Annotated in this window: 14 protein-coding genes and 2 pseudogenes; 7 read left to right on the top strand and 9 right to left on the bottom strand. The window is 72.4% G+C overall.

What is annotated here, in order from left to right:
- Nucleotides 1-678 (top strand): PAC2 family protein (locus VEL82_07490; GenBank protein HXW67697.1); only part of this gene is annotated, 678 nt, incomplete at its 5' end.
- Between the two features lie 46 nt (nt 679-724).
- On the opposite strand, the pseudogene VEL82_07485 reads toward VEL82_07490, so the two are convergent.
- The 3 genes and pseudogenes from VEL82_07485 to VEL82_07475 form a co-directional block, all read right to left on the bottom strand.
- Nucleotides 725-1,885: pseudogene (locus VEL82_07485) on the bottom strand (aminotransferase class V-fold PLP-dependent enzyme).
- Nucleotides 1,882-3,078, bottom strand: a complete 1,197-nt coding sequence (locus VEL82_07480) for a M20 family metallopeptidase (GenBank protein HXW67696.1) — start codon at nt 3,076-3,078, stop codon at nt 1,882-1,884. The pseudogene VEL82_07485 and the gene VEL82_07480 overlap by 4 nt, the downstream one beginning before the upstream one ends.
- A 46-nt stretch (nt 3,079-3,124) precedes the next feature.
- A complete protein-coding gene (locus VEL82_07475; GenBank protein HXW67695.1) occupies nt 3,125-3,886 on the bottom strand; it encodes an HAD family hydrolase in 762 nt (253 codons plus the stop codon).
- A gap of 238 nt (nt 3,887-4,124) precedes the next feature.
- On the opposite strand from VEL82_07475, the gene dnaK reads away from it, so the two are divergent.
- A complete protein-coding gene (dnaK, locus tag VEL82_07470; protein HXW67694.1) occupies nt 4,125-6,002 on the top strand; it encodes a molecular chaperone DnaK in 1,878 nt (625 codons plus the stop codon).
- Nucleotides 6,003-6,023: 21 nt separating this feature from the next.
- Here dnaK and VEL82_07465 read toward each other — a convergent pair whose 3' ends face one another.
- Nucleotides 6,024-7,157 (bottom strand): citrate/2-methylcitrate synthase, encoded by a 1,134-nt coding sequence (locus VEL82_07465; protein ID HXW67693.1) that lies wholly within the window; start codon nt 7,155-7,157, stop codon nt 6,024-6,026.
- An 87-nt stretch (nt 7,158-7,244) separates the two neighbouring features.
- Between VEL82_07465 and VEL82_07460 the strand changes: the two genes are divergently transcribed.
- The 5 genes and pseudogenes from VEL82_07460 to VEL82_07440 all read left to right on the top strand — a co-directional run bounded on the left by VEL82_07460 (nt 7,245) and on the right by VEL82_07440 (nt 10,792).
- Nucleotides 7,245-7,487: an LSM domain-containing protein gene (locus VEL82_07460; protein HXW67692.1), complete on the top strand. Its 243-nt coding sequence runs from the start codon at nt 7,245-7,247 to the stop codon at nt 7,485-7,487.
- Between the two features lie 58 nt (nt 7,488-7,545).
- Nucleotides 7,546-8,184 carry a DUF120 domain-containing protein gene (locus VEL82_07455; protein ID HXW67691.1) on the top strand — a complete coding sequence of 213 codons (639 nt, stop codon included), beginning with the start codon at nt 7,546-7,548 and terminating at the stop codon, nt 8,182-8,184.
- Nucleotides 8,181-9,203 (top strand): archaeosine biosynthesis radical SAM protein RaSEA, encoded by a 1,023-nt coding sequence (locus VEL82_07450; protein ID HXW67690.1) that lies wholly within the window; start codon nt 8,181-8,183, stop codon nt 9,201-9,203. The genes VEL82_07455 and VEL82_07450 overlap by 4 nt, the downstream gene beginning before the upstream one ends.
- The gene (locus VEL82_07445; protein ID HXW67689.1) at nt 9,200-10,009 is read left to right on the top strand and encodes an NAD+ synthase; all 810 of its coding nucleotides are present in this window, start codon (nt 9,200-9,202) and stop codon (nt 10,007-10,009) included. Before VEL82_07450 ends, VEL82_07445 begins: the two co-directional genes overlap by 4 nt.
- Before the next feature lie 81 nt (nt 10,010-10,090).
- Nucleotides 10,091-10,792, top strand: a pseudogene (locus VEL82_07440) (C15orf41 family protein).
- A gap of 40 nt (nt 10,793-10,832) precedes the next feature.
- Here the strand turns inward: VEL82_07440 and hisS are convergent.
- The 5 genes from hisS to VEL82_07415 all read right to left on the bottom strand — a co-directional run bounded on the left by hisS (nt 10,833) and on the right by VEL82_07415 (nt 17,465).
- Nucleotides 10,833-12,134, bottom strand: a complete 1,302-nt coding sequence (hisS, locus tag VEL82_07435) for a histidine--tRNA ligase (protein HXW67688.1) — start codon at nt 12,132-12,134, stop codon at nt 10,833-10,835.
- A 67-nt stretch (nt 12,135-12,201) separates the two neighbouring features.
- A complete protein-coding gene (locus VEL82_07430) occupies nt 12,202-13,317 on the bottom strand; it encodes a hypothetical protein (GenBank protein ID HXW67687.1) in 1,116 nt (371 codons plus the stop codon).
- Nucleotides 13,318-13,441: 124 nt separating this feature from the next.
- Complete coding sequence (locus VEL82_07425) at nt 13,442-14,692, bottom strand: DUF1743 domain-containing protein (GenBank protein HXW67686.1); 1,251 nt, start codon at nt 14,690-14,692, stop codon at nt 13,442-13,444.
- A gap of 104 nt (nt 14,693-14,796) precedes the next feature.
- Nucleotides 14,797-15,663 (bottom strand): thiamine pyrophosphate-dependent enzyme, encoded by an 867-nt coding sequence (locus VEL82_07420; GenBank protein HXW67685.1) that lies wholly within the window; start codon nt 15,661-15,663, stop codon nt 14,797-14,799.
- A 2-nt stretch (nt 15,664-15,665) separates the two neighbouring features.
- Entirely contained in the window at nt 15,666-17,465 is a 1,800-nt protein-coding gene (locus VEL82_07415; protein ID HXW67684.1) for a 2-oxoacid:acceptor oxidoreductase subunit alpha, read from the bottom strand.
- Nucleotides 17,466-17,507: the final 42 nt, after the last annotated feature.

Here is a 17,507-nt window from a genome sequence, read left to right as displayed (position 1 = left end):
CAGATGGACCAGATCGGGATCGTCGAGTCACCGTCGTTCCCGACGGTGTCGCTCGTGCGCAACGGCGACCCCCAGCATCCGGTCCGGGTCTACGCGGGCCGACCGCCCGCGGACCGCGCGGGCCGCGGGGCGGACAAGATCGTCGCGTTCGTCTCGGAGTTCCATCCGGCTCCCACCGTCATCCACCCCCTCGCCACGGCGATCATCGACTGGGTGCAGGAGCAGCGCTGCTCGCTGCTCGTTTCCCCCGAGGGCCTCGTGGTCGAGGCGACGCCCCATACGGGCCGCGGCCATTCGCCCCGGCTCAACGAGGTCAAAGTCTACGGCGTCGCGAGCACGCGCAAGGCGCGCGAGCTCTACATCGAGCCGAACATGATCCCGTTCGCCGAGGGCGTGATCACCGGCATCGCCGGCGTGCTGCTCAACGAGGGCCGCCGCCGGGGCTTCGATGTCCTGACGTTCCTCGCCGAAGCGCAGTCGGACTATCCGGACGCGCGGGCCGCGGCGAAGGTGATCGAGACGATCAACCGGATCCTCCTGCGGACCCCGCTCGACCCCGTCCCGTTGTACGCCGAGGCCGAGCGGATCGAGCAGCAGCTGCGCTCGATCCAGAAGCACGCCGCCGACCGGGGCCGGACCGACGCGCCCGTCCAGGCGTCGCAGCCGATGTACCGCTGAGCCGGCCGAGAAGCTCGGTGATCCCGCGGATCATCCGGTCGGCGTCCGACCGGTCGTTGTAGAGATAGAAGGAGGCCCGGACGTTGCCCGAGAGGCCGCGGCGCTCGTAGAAGGAGTGGACGCAGTGACGGCCCGAGCGCACCATCACCCCGTACCCCTCGTCCAGGAAGAGGGCCGCGTCGTGCGGATCGACCCCGTCGAGCGAGAACGCGAGGATGCTCGGTCGGGCGCCCGGGTCGCGCGGGCCGAGGATGCGGAACCGCGGCTCGGCCTCGAGGGCCGCGGTGACGCGACGGTTGACGAGCCCCTGCTGCGCCGCGATCGCCTCCGGGCCCACCCGCCCGAGGTAGTCGAGGGCCGCGTGGGCCCCGATCACGCCGGCGTAGTTCTGCAGGCCGGCCTCGAAGCGGTGCGGAGGCGGGCGCAGCGCGTGGTCGGTGAGCGTGGTCCACTCTACGGTCTCGCCGCCGATGAGGAGCGGACGGAGGCCCGCGAGCGGCGCCGGGGCGGCCGCCAGGACCCCGATCCCGGTCGGACCGAGCATCTTGTGCGCGCTGACGGCGTAGAAATCGATCCCGAGCCGGTCGAGATCGAGCTTGAGGTGCGGGGCGGCCTGGCATCCGTCGAACAAGACCAGGGCCCCGCGGTCGTGCGCGCGCTCGGTGATCTCCCGCACCGGTAGCGTGCGCCCGTCCAGGTTCGATGTGTGGAAGAAGCTGACGAGCCGTACGCCCCGCGCGAGCTCGTCCTCGAGCGCGTCCCCGTCGAAGCCCCCGTCGTCGGGGAGCGCGAGCGGAACGACCGTGATGCCGCGCTCGGTGGCCAGCCGCTGCCAGACCACGAGGTTCGAGTTGTGCTCGCGGTCGGTGACCATCACTCGGTCGCCGGGCCGGAAGTCGAGACCCTGGGCGACGAGGTTGATCGCCTCGGTCGCGTTGCGGACGAACACGACGCCACCGGCGTCGGACCGGCCGAGCCATCGGGCGTACGCCGTGCGGGCGCCTTCGTAGCGTCGCGAGACCTCCTCCGAGAAGCGGTGGACGCTGCGTCCGGCGCAGCCGGGAAAATCGCGGTAGTACTCCTCCATCGACCGCAGCACCGCCTCCGGGACGAGCGACATGCACGCCGAGTCGAGGTAGGCCGGGGCCGGCTGGCCCGGCCGAGGCCGCAGCGCGCGGAAGTCCCGTCGGAACCGCTCGGTCGTCACGGCCGCTCGTGCTGCAGCGCTTCCGCCGAGGCGGCGAGCGCGGCGGCCCCGATGACCAGCGCGCGCTCGTCCGGCGCGAACGTGGGGGAGTGGAGGCTCGCCGGGCGGTCGGGCGTGCCCACCCCGAGCTGGAGGAAAGTTCCCGGGACCCGTTCGAGGTAGCGGGCGAAATCCTCGGCCCCCATCACCGGCTCCGGAACCTCCACGACGCGCTCGCGGCCCAGCTCGATCGTGAGCGCGCGGGCGACCGCCCGGGTCGCCTCGGGCGGGTTGATGAGGGCCGGATACCCCTCCGAGTACTCGATCCGCACGCGCGCCCCCAGGCTCGCGGCGAGGGAGCGGACGCGCCGGCGCAGCCGCTCCCGCATCAGGGTGCGGGTCGCCGGCTTCAGCGTCCGGACGGTGCCCTCGAGCACGACCTCCTCGGGGAGGATGTTGTTCTTGGTCCCGCCGTGGATCGACCCGACGCTCACCACCACGGGGTCGAGGGGATTGCGCACCCGGCTGACGAGGACCTGGAGCCCGCCCACGATCTCGCTGGCGACGACGATCGCGTCCGGCCCCTGGTGAGGGCTCGCGGCGTGCCCGCCGCGGCCGCGCACCGAGATGCGGAAGAAGTCCGCCGCCGCCATCAGCGGCCCGACCTTCCAGCCGACGGTGCCGAGCGGGAGGCCGGGCTCGACATGTTGGCCGACCACGTAGTCGACCGAGGGGCTGGCGAGGCAGCCCCGCTCGATCATCGGGCGCGCGCCACCGCTGAGGCCCTCTTCCTCGGCCGGCTGGAACAGAAGCTTGACCGGTCCGGCGGGGGCGCGATCGGCGCGACCGAGGATCGACGCCGCCCCCAGCAGGCTGGCGAGGTGCACGTCGTGTCCGCAGGCGTGCATCCGCCCGGTCACCTGCGAGCGGAAGGGGAGGTCGGTCTCCTCGACGATCGGCAGCGCGTCCATGTCGGCGCGCAGCGCCACCACCGGCCCGCGGGCCTGCGCGGCTAGGAGTCCCACGACGCCGGGGAAGCCGTCGTAGGTACGGTAGGGAATGCCGAGCTCCTGGAGGGCCGCCGTGATCTTCTCGCGGGTGCGGAACTCCTGCAGCGAGAGCTCGGGCTCTCGGTGAAAGTCGGCGCGCCAGGCGCGCATCGCCGGGAGCGCTCGTCGGGCCGCCGCGATCCAGCCCTCGCCCGAGCGCCCCATGGGGCTCGGACACCGGTCGCCCGATATAACGGACGGCGCCGGGGGCTCAGCCGGGCGCCGGGTCCGAGGCGAGGAGCAGCGTGTCGAGGCGCCGCGGCCCCTCGAAGGTCGCGAACTGCAGGACTCCGCCGGGCGACAGGGGTCGGCGTCCGAACCGGTTGAACCAGATGGGCCGGATCCGCGCGGCCCTGGCCCCCTCGATGTCGTCGTGCCAGGAGTCACCGACCATCACGGCGTCGGCGGCGGCGACCCCGGCCCGGTCGAGCGCCGCGCGGAAGATCGATGGATCCGGCTTAGCGACCCCGATCTCCTCCGAGGTCACAAGCAGGTCGACGGCGTCGCGCAGCCCGAGGAACTCGAGCTTTTCCTCCTGCTCGCGGATCGTGTTGTTCGTGACGATCGCGATGCGGGCCCGCGTATGCAGCCGCCGCACGGTCTCGGGCGCCCCCGCCACCGGGCGGCGCAGCGATTGGTAGTGCGCCCGGTACGAACGCGAGAGGCCGTCGGCCTCGCTCGCGGTCACCGTCCGCCCGACCCGCTGTCCCAGGCGCTGGAACCGTTCTCGCCGGGCGTCATCGCTCGACCGGCGCCCGAGCATCACCTCGGCGTGGGTCTCCCCGAGGAGCCGTCCGTACTCCTGCCAGAGGTCGTCGAGGGGGCGCGCGCGCAGGTACGGAGCCTCCTCGCAGAGTGCCGCGAGCGCGGCGCGGCAGGTGAGCGAGTGGTCGAAGATCGTATCGTCCAGGTCGAACAGCAGGGCCCGGGGGTGCGCTCCCGCGCCGCGGGCCCCGCTCGAGCCGCTCGCCACGAGGCCGCCAGTCGGTCCGAGGAGAAAACCCCGCGGCCCGGGGGCACCGTCGGCTCGGCGCAAGGCCGCGGGTCGCGCAGGACCGGCCGGAGCCGTCCGGCCGTCCCACCCGGGCGAGCTCGCACGATCTCTCGAGGGGCGATACCGCTGTCTTTTTATACGAGCCGTGGGCTACCGATAGCGAATTCCGGAGGGGAAGCCGCCGCGGGCGCGCCCGTCCTCCGGGGAAGAAGAGAAGATGCCCAAGATCATCGGAATCGACCTGGGAACCAGCAACTCGGCGGCGGCCGTCCTCGAGGCGAGCCGGCCCGTCATGATCCCGAGCGCCGAAGGGACCACCGCGGAGGGTGGGAAAGCGTTCCCGTCCTACGTGGCGTTCACCAAGGACGGGCAGCTGATCGTCGGCGAGCCGGCCCGGCGCCAGGCGATCTCGAACCCCGAGGGGACCGTCTATGCCTTCAAGCGGAAGATGGGGACCGACCACAAGTACCGCATCTTCGGCAAGGAGTACACGCCCCAGCAGCTGTCGGGATTCCTCCTGCAGAAGATCAAGCGCGATGCCGAGGCGTTCCTCGGCGAGAAGATCGAGAAGGCCGTGATCACGGTCCCGGCCTACTTCAACGACAACCAGCGCCAGGCGACGAAGGACGCGGGCGCGATCGCCGGCCTGGAGGTCGTGCGGATCATCAACGAGCCGACGGCCGCGTCGCTCGCCTACGGTCTCGACAAGGCCGGCAAGAACCAGAAGATCCTCGTCTTCGACCTCGGCGGGGGCACGCTCGACGTCACGATCATGGAGTTCGGCGATGGCGTCTTCGAGGTGCTGTCCACGAGCGGCGACACCCAGCTCGGCGGGACCGACATGGACAACGCGCTGGTCGAGTGGATCGCCGCCGAGTTCCAGAAGGAGTCGGGCGTCGACATCCGCAAGGACAGGATGGCCGCCCAGCGGGTCCGCGATGCCGCCGAGAAGGCGAAGATCGAGCTCTCCTCGACGCTCGAGACCCAGCTCAACCTGCCGTTCCTCACCGCGACCCACGAGGGGCCGAAGCATCTCGCGCTCTCGCTCTCGCGGGCGAAGCTCGAGGAGCTCGTGCGGCCGGTCGTGGACCGGTGCCGCGCGCCGGTCGAGCAGGCGATCCGCGACGCGAAGCTCACCAAGGCCGACATCAGCCGCATCGTGCTCGTGGGCGGCCCGACCCGGATGCCGATGGTGCAGAAGCTGCTCGAGTCGGCCGTCGACCGGCCCATCGAGCGCGGCGTCGATCCGATGGAGTGCGTCGCGATGGGCGCGGCCATCCAGGGCGGCGTGCTCGCCGGCGAGGTCAAGGACGTGCTGCTGCTCGACGTGACGCCGCTGTCCCTCGGCGTCGAGACGATGGGCGGCGTGTTCACGCGGCTCATCGAGCGCAACACGACGATCCCGACCCGCAAGAGCCAGGTCTTCACGACCGCGGCCGACAACCAGTCCACGGTCGAGATCAAGGTCTACCAGGGCGAGCGCCCGATGGCGAGCGACAACGTCGCGCTCGGAAGCTTCCTCCTCACCGGGATCCCTCCGGCCCCCCGGGGTGTCCCCCAGGTCGAGGTCACGTTCGACATCGACGCGAACGGAATCCTGAACGTCTCGGCGAAGGACCTCGCGTCCGGTCGCAAGCAGGGGATCACGATCACCGCGTCGAACAAGCTCTCCAAGGAGGACGTCGACAAGATGGTCCGCCAGGCCGAGCAGTTCGCCGACCAGGACCGCCAGCGCGCGGAGCTGGTCACCGCGAAGAACCACGCCGAGAGCCTCGCCTACGAGGCCGAGCGGGTCCTCGCCGACCACCCCGACAAGATCCCGAGCGCCGAGGCCGACGGGATCCGCGAGAAGGTCAGGGAGCTGCGCGCGACGCTGGAACGCAAGGACGCGACCCTCGACGACGTGCGCGGTCAGACCGAGGCGTTGACGAAGGTCCTCCACGGGATCGCTCAGAAGCTCTACGAGGCGGGCCCGCCCCCGACGGGCGGCGAGACCGCGACGCCGACCCCGGAGGAGCCGTCGGCCCCCCACGAGGGGGGCGCGGTCGACGCCGACTTCAAGGTCGTCGACGGCGACGGCAAGACCGCATCGTAGGCGGGCGCCCCCGCACGCTCGCTAGCGGCCCGGTAGGGCCCGCGGCCAGGTGCGTCCCGCCGGTGGCCCGACGTACTCGACGTCGGGCCGGATCAGACGGTTGTCGGCCGCCTGCTCGAGCGCGTGCGCGGTCCAGCCCGCGGTCCGGGCGACCGCGAAGGTCGGGGTGAACAGCTCGCGCGGCAGCCCGACCCCTTCGAGCACGACGGCGCTGTAGTACTCCACGTTCGTGTAGAGGCGCGCGCCGGGCTTGGCACGGTGGAGCGCGTCGAGCGCCGCGGTCTCCACGGCCTCGGCGAGGGCCAGCCGGTGCGGGTCGGCCACCGTCCGGGCGATGCGGTGGAGCACGAGGGCGCGCGGGTCGTCGGTCTTGTAAGCCCGGTGGCCGAAGCCGTAGAGCACTTCCTTGCGGGCGAGGCGGTCGGCGATCCAGGCGGCCGCGCGGTCCGGCGTGCCCACCGCATCGAGCATGTCGGACACCCGGCTCGGAGCGCCGCCGTGGACCGGTCCCTTGAGCGTCGCCAGCGCCGCGGTCGCCGCGCTGAAGAGGTCGGACTGGGTCGAGATCGCCACCCTCAGGGCGAACGTCGACGCGTTCATGCCATGGTCGGCGAGCAGATCGAGGTAGCCCTCGAGCGCCGCCACCTTGGCCGGGGCCGCCGCACTGCCGGTGAGCATCCACAGGTAGTTCGCGGCATGGCCGAGGTCGGCCCGCGCGGGGACGGGGTCCGCGCCCCGGGCCCGCCGGACGTGCCGGGCGAAGAGCACGGGCGTGCGCGCGATCAGGTCGAATCCCTGCTCGCGCGTGGGCGGGTAACCGTACGATCCGTCCCCGAGGACCGAGAGGATTGTGCGCAGCGCCTCCAGCGGCGGCAGGCGGGAGGGCAACGCGTCGACGACGCGCTCGAGCGCGGCGGGCGGCGAGCGGCGGGCCGCGAGCTCGCGGCCCACCTCGTGCGACGGGTCCGCGCTCGGGGGATCGCCGAACAGCAACAGGTGGACGATCGACTCGTACGGCACGCCGGGAACGAGGTCGCGAACGTCGAAGCCCCGGTACACGAGCGCGCCGGTCTCGCCGCCCACGAACGAGATCGTGGAGCGCCCCACCACCACATCGTCGAGGCCTTTCGAGATGTGGGCCGATGGTCCGCTCATGCGCGGTCGGCGAGCGAGCCCGCCCGCTTAGCGTCAGCGGCCCCGGGTCGAGGCAAACGCTATCTCTCGCGCTCCGTGGTCAACGCGATGCCCGACGCGCCGACGCATCTCCTCGAGCGGGTCCTCGCCCAGCGGGTCACGCTGATCCTCAAGGACTCGCGCCAACTCACCGGCAAGCTGCTCGGGCTCGACGAGCACATGAACCTCGTGCTCGACGATGCGGACGAGGCGACCGCCGAGGTGACCCGCCATCTCGGTCGGGTCGTGCTACGCGGATCGAACGTCGTGACGCTCCATGCCCCGCAGGGTCCCCCCGCGAAGCCCGCGTGAGCCGCGCGCCCGGACGCCCGCGTCCGAGCGGCCCCGGTCCCGGGGCGACGCGCTCGCGGTGCTCAAGGCGCTCGCGGCCGCCGGCGCGGACCACACCCCGGTCGTCCTCACCTCGCGCGAGCTCGGCGAGCGGATCGGGGTCAGTCAGCAGGCCGCGGACCGCTACCTCGTCGCCCTCGAGCGTCGGGGTCTGATTACCCGCTCGCTCGCCCAGCGGCGCCAGCGCCTGGGTCTCACGGGGGAGGCGATGGCGCTGCTGCGGACCGAATACCAGTCCTATCGACGCATCTTCGAGGGCCCGGCGCGGGTCTCCTTCCCGGGGGCCGTCGTCTCTGGTCTCGGGGAGGGACGCTACTACCTCAGCCAGCCCGGCTACGTCGTGCAGTTCACCGAGCGGCTCGGCTACCGGCCGTACCCCGGAACCCTCAACGTGCGCATCAACGGCGCGGCCCTGCGCAAGGTGGAGATGATCGGCGCGGGCCGGGGGATCCGGATCGACGGCTTCGAGGCGAGCGGGCGGACGTTCGGTGGCGCGACCTGCTTTCCCGCGCGGCTCAACGGCCACCCCTGCCACCTGATCCATCCCGACCGCTCGCACTACCGCGATGTCGTCGAGTTCGTCGCCGCCGAGTTCCTGCGCGACGCGCTCCGCCTGAAGGACGACGACCCGGTCGAGGTGGAGGTGGAGGAGGCATGACGCCGGTCTCTCTGGCGCGGGCGGTCGCCCACGACCGCCGACCTCCCCCGGCCGACGGGGGCTCCGCCCGGCGGTTCGTGAACCAATGGGTCGAGGCCGAGGCGATCGGCGCCGAGCGGGTCAGCGCGTTCGTCGTCATCCTGCGGACCCGGGGTTGCTACTGGGCGGACCAGAAGGGCTGCTCGATGTGCGGCTACGCGAAGGACACGCTCGGCCGATCCGCGTCCGCCGAGGAGCTCGCGGAGCAGACCGCTCGCGCCCTGGCGCGCTACCGCGACGAGCCGTACGTCAAGGTGTACACCTCCGGGAGCTTCCTCGACGACCGGGAGGTCGACCCGGAGAGCCGCCGCCGCTTCGTCTCGGCGTTCGCGGGGCGGGCGCGGCGGCTCCTGTTCGAGACGCTGCCCGAGTTCGCCACCCCGGAAGCCCTCGCGCCGCTCCGGGCGTCGTTCTCCGGTGAGCTCGAGGTCGCCCTCGGCCTCGAGACCACCGACCCGACGGTCCTCGGCCACTACGTCCACAAGAACGCTCCGCCGTCCGAGTACCTCGCGGCCGCGGATCGCGTCCGCGCGCTCGGATTGCGGGCCAAGGCCTACCTGCTGCTGAAGCCGCCGTACCTCACGGAGCAGGAGGCGATCGACGACGTCGTGGCGAGCGTGGGCGTGGCCGCGCGGCACTTCGACGCCCTATCGATCAACCCGGTCCACATCCAAGGCGGCACGGTCGTCGAGTGGCTCTACCATCGCGCCCGTTACCGTCCGCCGTGGCTGTGGAGCCTGGTGGCGGCGCTGCGCGCGGGAGCGCGACGGCGAGAAGCCGCCCGCCTCGTATCGTTCCCGACCGCCGGCGGCCGCCCCCGGGGACCCCACAACTGCGGCGCGTGCGATGCGCCGGTCCTCGCCGCGATCGAGGAGGCCTCGCTGTCGCAGGAGTTCGATGCCCTCGACGCCCTCGACTGCGACTGCCGCGCGACGTGGGCCGAGGGCCTTGCGCTCGAGCCGCTGGGGGTCGAGGCATGAGCGGCCTCGAGCCCCGGCTGCCCGCGCACGCGCTCGGGACGATCCTGCGGTTCGTGAGAGCGCACGCGCTCGCCGAGGGTGCCACCGGCGTCGTGGTCGGCCTCTCCGGCGGCATCGACAGCGCGCTGACCGCGCGCCTCGCCCGCGACGCGCTCGGCGCGGCGCACGTCCTCGGCGTCCAGCTCCCCGACGAGCGGTTCCCGGCCGAGATCATCGCCGAGACGGACGCGTTCGGCCGGTCGCTGGGCATCGAAGTGAGAACGGTGCCGATCGACGGCGCGGTCCGGGCGATCCGCGAGCTCCTCCCCGAGATCGCCGACCGGGTGACGCTCGGCAACGAGGTGGCCCGCGTCCGCATGACGGTCCTCTACGCGCTCGCCCGCGAGCGCCGCCGCCGGGTGGCGGGTACCGGCAACAAGTCCGAGCTCCTGCTCGGCTACTTCACGAAGTACGGCGACGGCGGTGTCGATCTGCTGCCGATCGGCGATCTGTACAAGACCGAGGTGCTCGCGCTCGCGCGGGAGCTCGAACTGCCGGCCGCGATCCGCGAGCGGCCGCCCAGCGCCGGCCTATGGGAGGGCCAGACCGACGAGGGCGAGCTCGGACTGCCCTACGCGGAGATCGACCGGATCCTCGTCGGGCTCGAGCAGCTGCGCGACGAGGGAGAGATCGTCGAGCGCACCGGCCTGTCCGCCGACGTGGTCCGCGCGATCGTCCAGCGGGTCCACGCGAGTCGCCACAAGCGTCGGCCGCCGCCGGTGGCCAAGGTCGGCCTTCGAACGGTGGGTCTGGACTGGCGCGAGTGAGCGGGACCCGCCGCGGCCCGGCCGCCGGCGCAAGCTTATCCGCCGCCGGCGCTCGGTGCCCGCGGACCCGTTCAACGCCCCATGGACCGCGCGACGTACCAGCGGCTGTTCGAACGGCTCGGCACCTACGAGGACGTGCACCGGCTCGCGCACCAGGAGCACTTCGACGAGGAGCTCCTCTTCGTGATCCACACCCACCGCGTGACGCGCGACGCGACGCGCCGCTTCTACCCGGTGAAGCGCCAGATCCCCGGGTTCGTTCGCCAGTGGCGGCACGGCCGCCCGATGCTCGACATCGCGCGGGAGCTCCGGTTCCCGCCGGTGCTGCTCGGCCAGCAGATGCTGGGCGAGCTCGGCATCCCGCGCAAGAAGGTCTGGGGCACGTTCCTCCATCCCGAGACCGCGCCGGACGCGCGGCTCCGCAAGGAGGTCGGCGATCTCCTCGCCCACGACATGATCTACTCGCCGCGCGGCATGGAGCTGCAGCGCGAGCGGGGCCGCAAGGGGGAGGAGCGGCTCCAGCGGTGGCTCGAGAAGCACGGCATCGGCTACCGGACGGAGAAGGACCTCCGCGGCAAGTACGCGAAGACGCCGGACGCGCTCCTGGACGAGCCGATCATCTTCTACGGCCAGAAGCTCACCTGGATCGAGTCGAAGGCAAACTTCGGGGACGACGTCGAGCTGCGTCGCAACCTGCGGCGACAGCTCGCCCCGTACACCGAGCTCTTCGGCGAGGGGGCCGTCGTCTACTGGTACGGCTACGTCGACGGCGCCGAGTCGCCGAACGGCATCCTGCTCTGGGACGGCGACACGTTCGAGGGGATCACCCCGATCGTGCCACCTCGCTCCGAGGGATCTCACGCTGCGCACCACTCGAAAGATCCCGCTCGACGACCGCCCCCGGCGCGGCCTCCCGCAGACCCAGGATCAGCGCCCGCCGCGAGCGCCGTCGCGCGGCCTCCTTGAGCTGGCGCGACATCGAGCGGCCGAGCAGGTCGCAGTCCGCGCTGAGCCCGGCGCGCCGCAGTTCCTGCACGATCGCCACCGCGTCGGGGAGCAGCGCCGCCTCGACGACGACGACGTAGGAATCGAGGGGCGGCTCTCCGTCGGGCCAACGGCCGGCGCGCTTGAGCAGCAGCTCGAGCATCTGGTCGCCGATCGCGAGGCCCACGGCGGCCGTGGGCGGGCCCTCGAACAGCTCGATCAGGTGATCGTAGCGGCCCCCGCCGAAGAGCGAGCGGCCGGACCCCTCGCGCGCGAACGCCTCGAACACGGTCGAGGTGTAGTAGGCGAGGCCGCGGACGACCGTGGGATCGAAGACGATGCGGTCGCCGAGGCCGGCGCGCTCGAGCAGCGGGAACAGCCGGCGCATCCTCGCGATCCCCTCCTGCGCCGCGGCGTCGAGGCCCCGGTCCACCAGACGCTGAAAGAAGCGCTCGAGCTCGGGCGGCGGGACGCCGTTCGGCGCGGCGGACAAGAGCTCGATCAGCTCCCCGGCCTTGTCCTGCGCGACCCCCGCGCCCGCGAGCTCGATCGCGAACTCGGCCGAGGACAGCTTGCGGAACTGGTCGACCGCGCGGAAGAAGCGGGAGGGCTCGGCGGCGCCGACGAGCCGTCCGATCCCCTCGCTGATCGCGCGGTCGTTGATGCGGAACGCGTAGAGGCCGTCGGCGCCGACCTCGTCGAGCACGAGCGCGGCGGCGCTCAACAGGTCGGCCTCGGCCTCGATGCCGGGCACGCCGAGGACGTCGAGGTTGAACTGGGCGAACTCGCGCGTGCGGCCGGTCTGCGGCTCCTCGTAGCGCCAGATCTTGGAGACGGTGAACCACTTGACCGGCAGCGGCTCGGACTTCGCGCGTTCCACGAAGACGCGCGCGAGCGAGGGGGTGGTCTCCGGGACGAGCGCGACGGGCCGGTCGCCCTTGTCGCGGAACAGCCAGGCCTGGGCCGCGATCCCTTCGCCGCTCTTCGTCTGGTAGAGCTCGAAGCTCTCGACGCTCGGGGTCTCGAGCTCCTGGTAGCCGGCGCGACGCGCGGCCGCGCGCATCCGGCGCCGCAGCTCCGAGCGCGTCCCCGCCTCGGGGGGAGGGTAGTCGCGGAACCCTCGGAGCGGTTGGAGGCCCATGCGCGGGGCAGAAGGGTCCGTCCCTTTAGCGCTTCTTCGTTTCGGCGAGACGGGTCGCTCGCGCCGGTCAGGCCGGGCGGACCCGGCCCGACTCGGGCGCGCCGAGCCCGGCGGCGAGGGCCTCGACGCCGGCCGGGGCGATGCGCTCGACGGTCGAGCGGAGACGCCGGTAGGCGATGACCGTCCCCGCGAAGTTGCGGTGGCTCAGCTCGATCGAGAGCGCCTTGAGCTCGCGGAGCGCCGGATCGATGTCGAGGCCCGCCGCGCGCTCCTCGACCATCCGGTCGCGCAGCCGCTTCAGGTCCGCCATCAGCCGCGGCTCGAGCACCGTCCACAGGGCGATCGCCGCCCGCGCGAGCACTCGCTCGGCGTCGGCGCGTCGGCCCCGGGCGAAGAGCCGCCGGCCCTCCTCGATCGGACCAGCGGCGGGCGACGGATCCCCGCCGAGGTCCCGGATCGCCTCGCTCATCATCTCGCCTTCGGTGACCAGGATCCGCCCGACCTCCCACTCCTCCTCGATGCGGGCGAGGGCGTCCCGGACGTGGGCAAGGCGCCGCTGCGCGCCGGCGAGGTCGCCGACCCCGATCGCGCGGCGCACCGCGGTCAGCTCGACGTCGGCGCTGGGCGTGCGCACCGTCTGCGCGAGCTCGTTGCGGCGGGCGAGGCACGCCTCGTACTCCTCGGCGATCGAGCTGGAGAGGTGGACGAACATCTCGCGCGCCAGGACCTCGAGCGAGTCGACGTCGTCGACGAGCGCTGCGGAGTTGGCGCGCGAGGAGAAGTCCGTGAAGTCGAGCCCGAGCCGGCGACCGAGCTCGAAGTAGTCGCCGACGCGCCGCTTCAACTCGGTGACCGCGGACGGCACGGTCGGCACCGCGGGCAGCTCCAGGGAAGCCGAGATCGGGGGACTCGAGCGCGTCGCGCCCGTGACGCGCGCGTCGACGACCACGCCCCGGCTCGCGCCCGGGCCGGCCGCTCGGTCGGAGCCCGTCGGCGCGATCCCGGCGGCCCCGGGGTCGAGCGTCCCGAGCAGCTCGCCGATCGTGCGCAGGTAGGTCGCGTCGGACGTCGCGTTCGGCCCGGCGGCCTCGCGGACGGCGTCGAACAGGGCCGCCGAAAGGTGGCAGTCGGGGCAGTCGGCGGCGCCATCGGTCTCGGCGCCGCACGCCGGGCACGTTGCCATCCGCCGCCTCCGCCTCCCCGGATCCGTCGACGGCCCGCTCCGCGGGAGGGTAGCGGACGATCGCTCGGTACGTCGGTAGATAGCGAGGGGTGGGTTCAAAAGACCTCGGGCGCGCTCTCGCGCCTCAGGGCTCGGGGCCCCGCGGGGCGAGATGGCGGCGCGCGGACGGGGTGGGGTGGTAAACCCCGGGGGCGAACCGCGCGGCGAGCGGCCGCGGGATGGCGGCCTCCGGGGGCCAGCGTCGATGGCAGCCCGGGCACCGGAATCCGCGCTGCCGGCCGAGCGACGTGGAGGTCCGTTCGCAGTCCGCGCAACGGGGCGGCCGGGGGCGACCGAAGCGGGGCGCCCGGCGAACGATCTCGATCCCCTCGAGCCGGAAGGCGGTGTCGGCGCCTCGGCTGCCCCAGACCCGGACCGAGTCGCCCGCGACGAGGTCGCGCGCGACCGGCGGCAGCGTCTTGGTCGGCTCGAACGCGAGGCAATCGAGGGCGGTCCCGCTCGCGTCCACGATCGCGAAGCGCACGTGGCCCCCGGGGAGTCGCGCCGGCGGCGCCGAGACCCGGCCTCGGACGATGCCCGAGCGGTACGGGCCGAGCGCGCCGGCCGCGCGGATCCGCAGATGATCGCCCGAGCCCTGGTTGGTGCGGAAGAGGGTCCACCGGTCCACCGGCTCGGACTGGACGAGCCGCCGCGCGGCGAGCGGCGATCCTCGCCGGGTCCCGCGGAGCCCGAAGAGGATGGGGCACGCGGTGTGCGGAGCCACCATCAGGCGCCGGGTCCGCGGGTCCTCGCACAAGAACAGGCCCGGGACCTCGCGCACCGCCCGCCGGACGCTCTCCCGGCTGACCGAGCGTGGTCGTCCGTAGCGCGCGGGGGATCGGTAGGCGATCAGCTCCCACGTCGGATGCCGACCCCGCCAGGCGATCGCGGCGGCGGCGCCGACGATGCCGCGATCCGAGCCGAGCGTCCGTACGATCGCTCCCGAGCGCTCGAGGGCGGCACGGACCGCGCCGACGGATACGACCTCCCGAACGGCGTCCCAGTAGAGTTCGGAAGGAAGGAGTCGGCGGCTGGCGACCAGCGCGGGGTCCGTGCCCGGCGCCCCGGACTCGGCGGCCTCGCGGACGATGCGCCAGGCGCGGTCGGCCCACGCGTCGGCGACGGCGAGCGGGGCTCCCGCCGGGAACGACCACACCGGCGCACCGTCGATCTCGCCCAGGCGGCGGCGCGGCCCGGTACCGTGCCCGAAGCGCGCCGCCAGCGCCGCGTTCCCGCGCGTCTTCCACGGGATGTTCGGGTTGAGCCGGACCAGCCGCGGCTCGCCGAGGAGATCGATTCCCTCCGCCCGGGCGCCGCGCAGGAGCTCGGTGAGCACCCAGGTCGTGCAGCCGCCCCGGGGGCTATCGGTGTCGTCGATCCCGATCCAGATCGTCCCACCCGGCGCGAGCAGCCGGCAGGCTTAGATGAGTCGAACGGCGCCTAGGTCACGCCGGCGAGGAGCTTCTGGTACGCCGGAAGGTTCGGCTCGAGCGCGATCTCGGCGCGCGCGGGCCCGACCGCCTCGCCGAGGAGCTTCGCCTCGAGACCGGCCTTGGCAGAGTCCCTGGGACGGTGCATCACGCCGATCGGGATCTTCCCCGCGTCGACGGTGTCGAGGTAGAGCCGGAACATCGCGGTGCGGTCGGTCGGGTCGTAGCCGGGGAGCTTGGAGAGGTCCTGGACCTTCTCGCGCCAGAGCTTGTACGTGTCGTTGTAGGTCACGCACGGCGAGAGGTCCTCGACGAAGGCGAATCCACGGTTCTCGTGGTTGAAGCGGATCGCCTCCTCGAGCACCTGGGTCATCGTCTTCGGGTCGCCGGAGAACGTCCGCGCGATGAAGTTCGGCGCGGGGATGGAGAGGGCGCTCAGGATCGCATCGAACGGCTGCTCGATGTTCCCCTCGAAGCCGATCTGGCTCGTCGGCGACGGCTGGCCCTTCGTCAGTCCGTAGGTCTCGTTGTTCATGACGAGGTAGAGGATCGAGGCGTTCTTCTTGAACGCGTGCATGAAGTGGCCCATCCCGATCGCGTAACCGTCGCCGTCGCCGCCGGCCGCGACGACGGTGAGGTGCGGGTTCGCCAGCTTCACGGCGACCGCTTGCGCCAGCAGGCGCCCGTGCAGGGCGTGGATGCCGTTGACCTCGAGGAAGTTGTGGATGGAGCCCGAGCAGCCGATCCCACCGACCAGCACGAGGTCGTGGGCGGGCACCTTGAGGTCGGCCGCGGCGCGCTTGACCGCGGCGAGCAGGCCGAAGTCGCCGCAGCCCGGGCACCAGATCGGCGGGACGGGCTTGGCGGACTGGACCATCCTCAGGCCGCCTCCTTCAGCTCGGCGACGATCTGCGGCGCGCGGAACGACGCCCCATCGTACTTCAGGATCGAGCGCAGCTTCGTGTGGTGCCAGGGCAGGTGCTCGCGGATCAGCCTCGCGAACTGGCCGGTGTAGTTGTGCTCGACGACGTAGGCGACGTCCACCGAGGAAAGGAATGGGTCGAGCTCGTGGACGGGGACCGGGAAGAGCGTGCGCGCCTGGAAGTAGCGGGTGGCGAGCCCCCGGGTCGACAGGATCGACTGCACCTCGCGGATCGGCCCGGAGGTGGAGCCGTAGCCGATCAGGCCCAGCTTCGCGGCGGGATCGCCGAAGAGGCGGCCCGCGGGGAGCTCGTCGCGCGCACGGACGAGCTTTTCCATGCGCTTTTTCATCATGCGGACCCGGTTCGTCGGGTTCACCGAGACGTGGCCCCACTCGTCGTGCTCGTTACCGGTGATCTCGGCCCACACGCCGGGGGTGCCCGGGGGAGCGTAGGGGCTCACCCCCGTGTCGGTGAACTTGTAGGCCCGGTACTCGGTCATCTGGGCCAGCTCGTCCCCGGTCACGCGGGCCCCGCGCTCGACGCGGACCCGGGCGAGGTCGAACGGCGGGCTCGTCGTCGTGTTCTGGCAGAGCGCCTGGTCGAGCAGGAGGATGACCGGAAGGCGCCAGCGGTCGGCGAGGTTGAGCGCGTCGACCGTCATGGAGAAGCAATCCTCGGGCGTGGCCGGTGCGATCACGAACCGCGGGTACTCGCCGTGGCCCAGGTTGGCGAGGTGGGAGAGATCCGACTGCTCGTGGCGCGTCGGCTGTCCCGTGCTCGGGCCGACGCGCTGGCAGTCCGCGACCACCACCGGGATCTCGGCGGTGCCCGCGTGGCCGATCCCCTCGGTCATGAGCGACAGGCCCGGCCCGCTCGTGGACGTCATCGAGCGGGCGCCGGCGTACGAAGCGCCGATCACCATGTTGATCGCCGCGAGCTCGTCCTCGGCCTGCCGCACGACGCCCCCGAACGGCGGCAGGTAGCGCTGCAAGTACTCCATGACCTCGGTGGCCGGCGTGATCGGGTAACCGGCGAAGAACCGACCCCCGCCGACCACGAAGCCGAGCGCGACGGCCTGGTTCCCCGTCGTCAGGACCAGGTCGTTCGCCTCCCCCTCGACGACGCTGTAACGCTCGGGCACGCCGGGCGCCTCCAGCGCGGCCTTGCGGCCGATCTCGAGCGCCTTCAGGTTCTTCTCGAGCGCCTCCGCGCTCCGACGCTTGAAGCGCTCCTCGATGACCGCGCGCGTGCGCGTCGGATCGAAGCCGAGGAGCACCGAGAGCGCGCCGTAGGCGGCCGTGTTCTTGAAGATCGGCTGCCCGAGCGGCCCGCCCACGAGTGTCGCGAACGGGAAGCCCGCGGAGTTCGGCAGGTCGGTGTGGAAGCCCGTCGAGTCGTAGAGGACGAAGCCGTGGCCGGCGAGCTCAGGGCGTCCCATCTCGATGGCTTCGTTGTCGAAGGCGACGAGCACGTCCACCTGGGGCTTCACCGCGGCGACCGGGTCGCGGGAGGCCCGGACCGAGGCGTCCGCGTGGCCACCGCGGATGCGCGAGAGCACGTTGCGCGAGGTATACACGTAGAGACCGCACTTGCGGAAGTAGCGGCCCAGGAGGTCCGAGACGGTCAGGGTTCCGTCGCCGCCCTGGCCGCCGATCATGACGGAGAGGTCGGTGAGCTCGAGCGGTCGATGGCGTTCGCCCGGGCCGGCGTCTCCGGCGATGGGCGCGGGTGTGGTGCGAGCGGCGGGTGTGGTCATCTCCCTCTCGAGCGAAGCCGGGCGCTACTTGTATCCGTTCGA

The organism is Thermoplasmata archaeon, assembly GCA_035622275.1.
GTDB lineage: Archaea > Thermoplasmatota > Thermoplasmata > Lutacidiplasmatales > UBA184 > Lutacidiplasma.
This window is presented reverse-complemented; position numbering and strand designations above follow the sequence as displayed.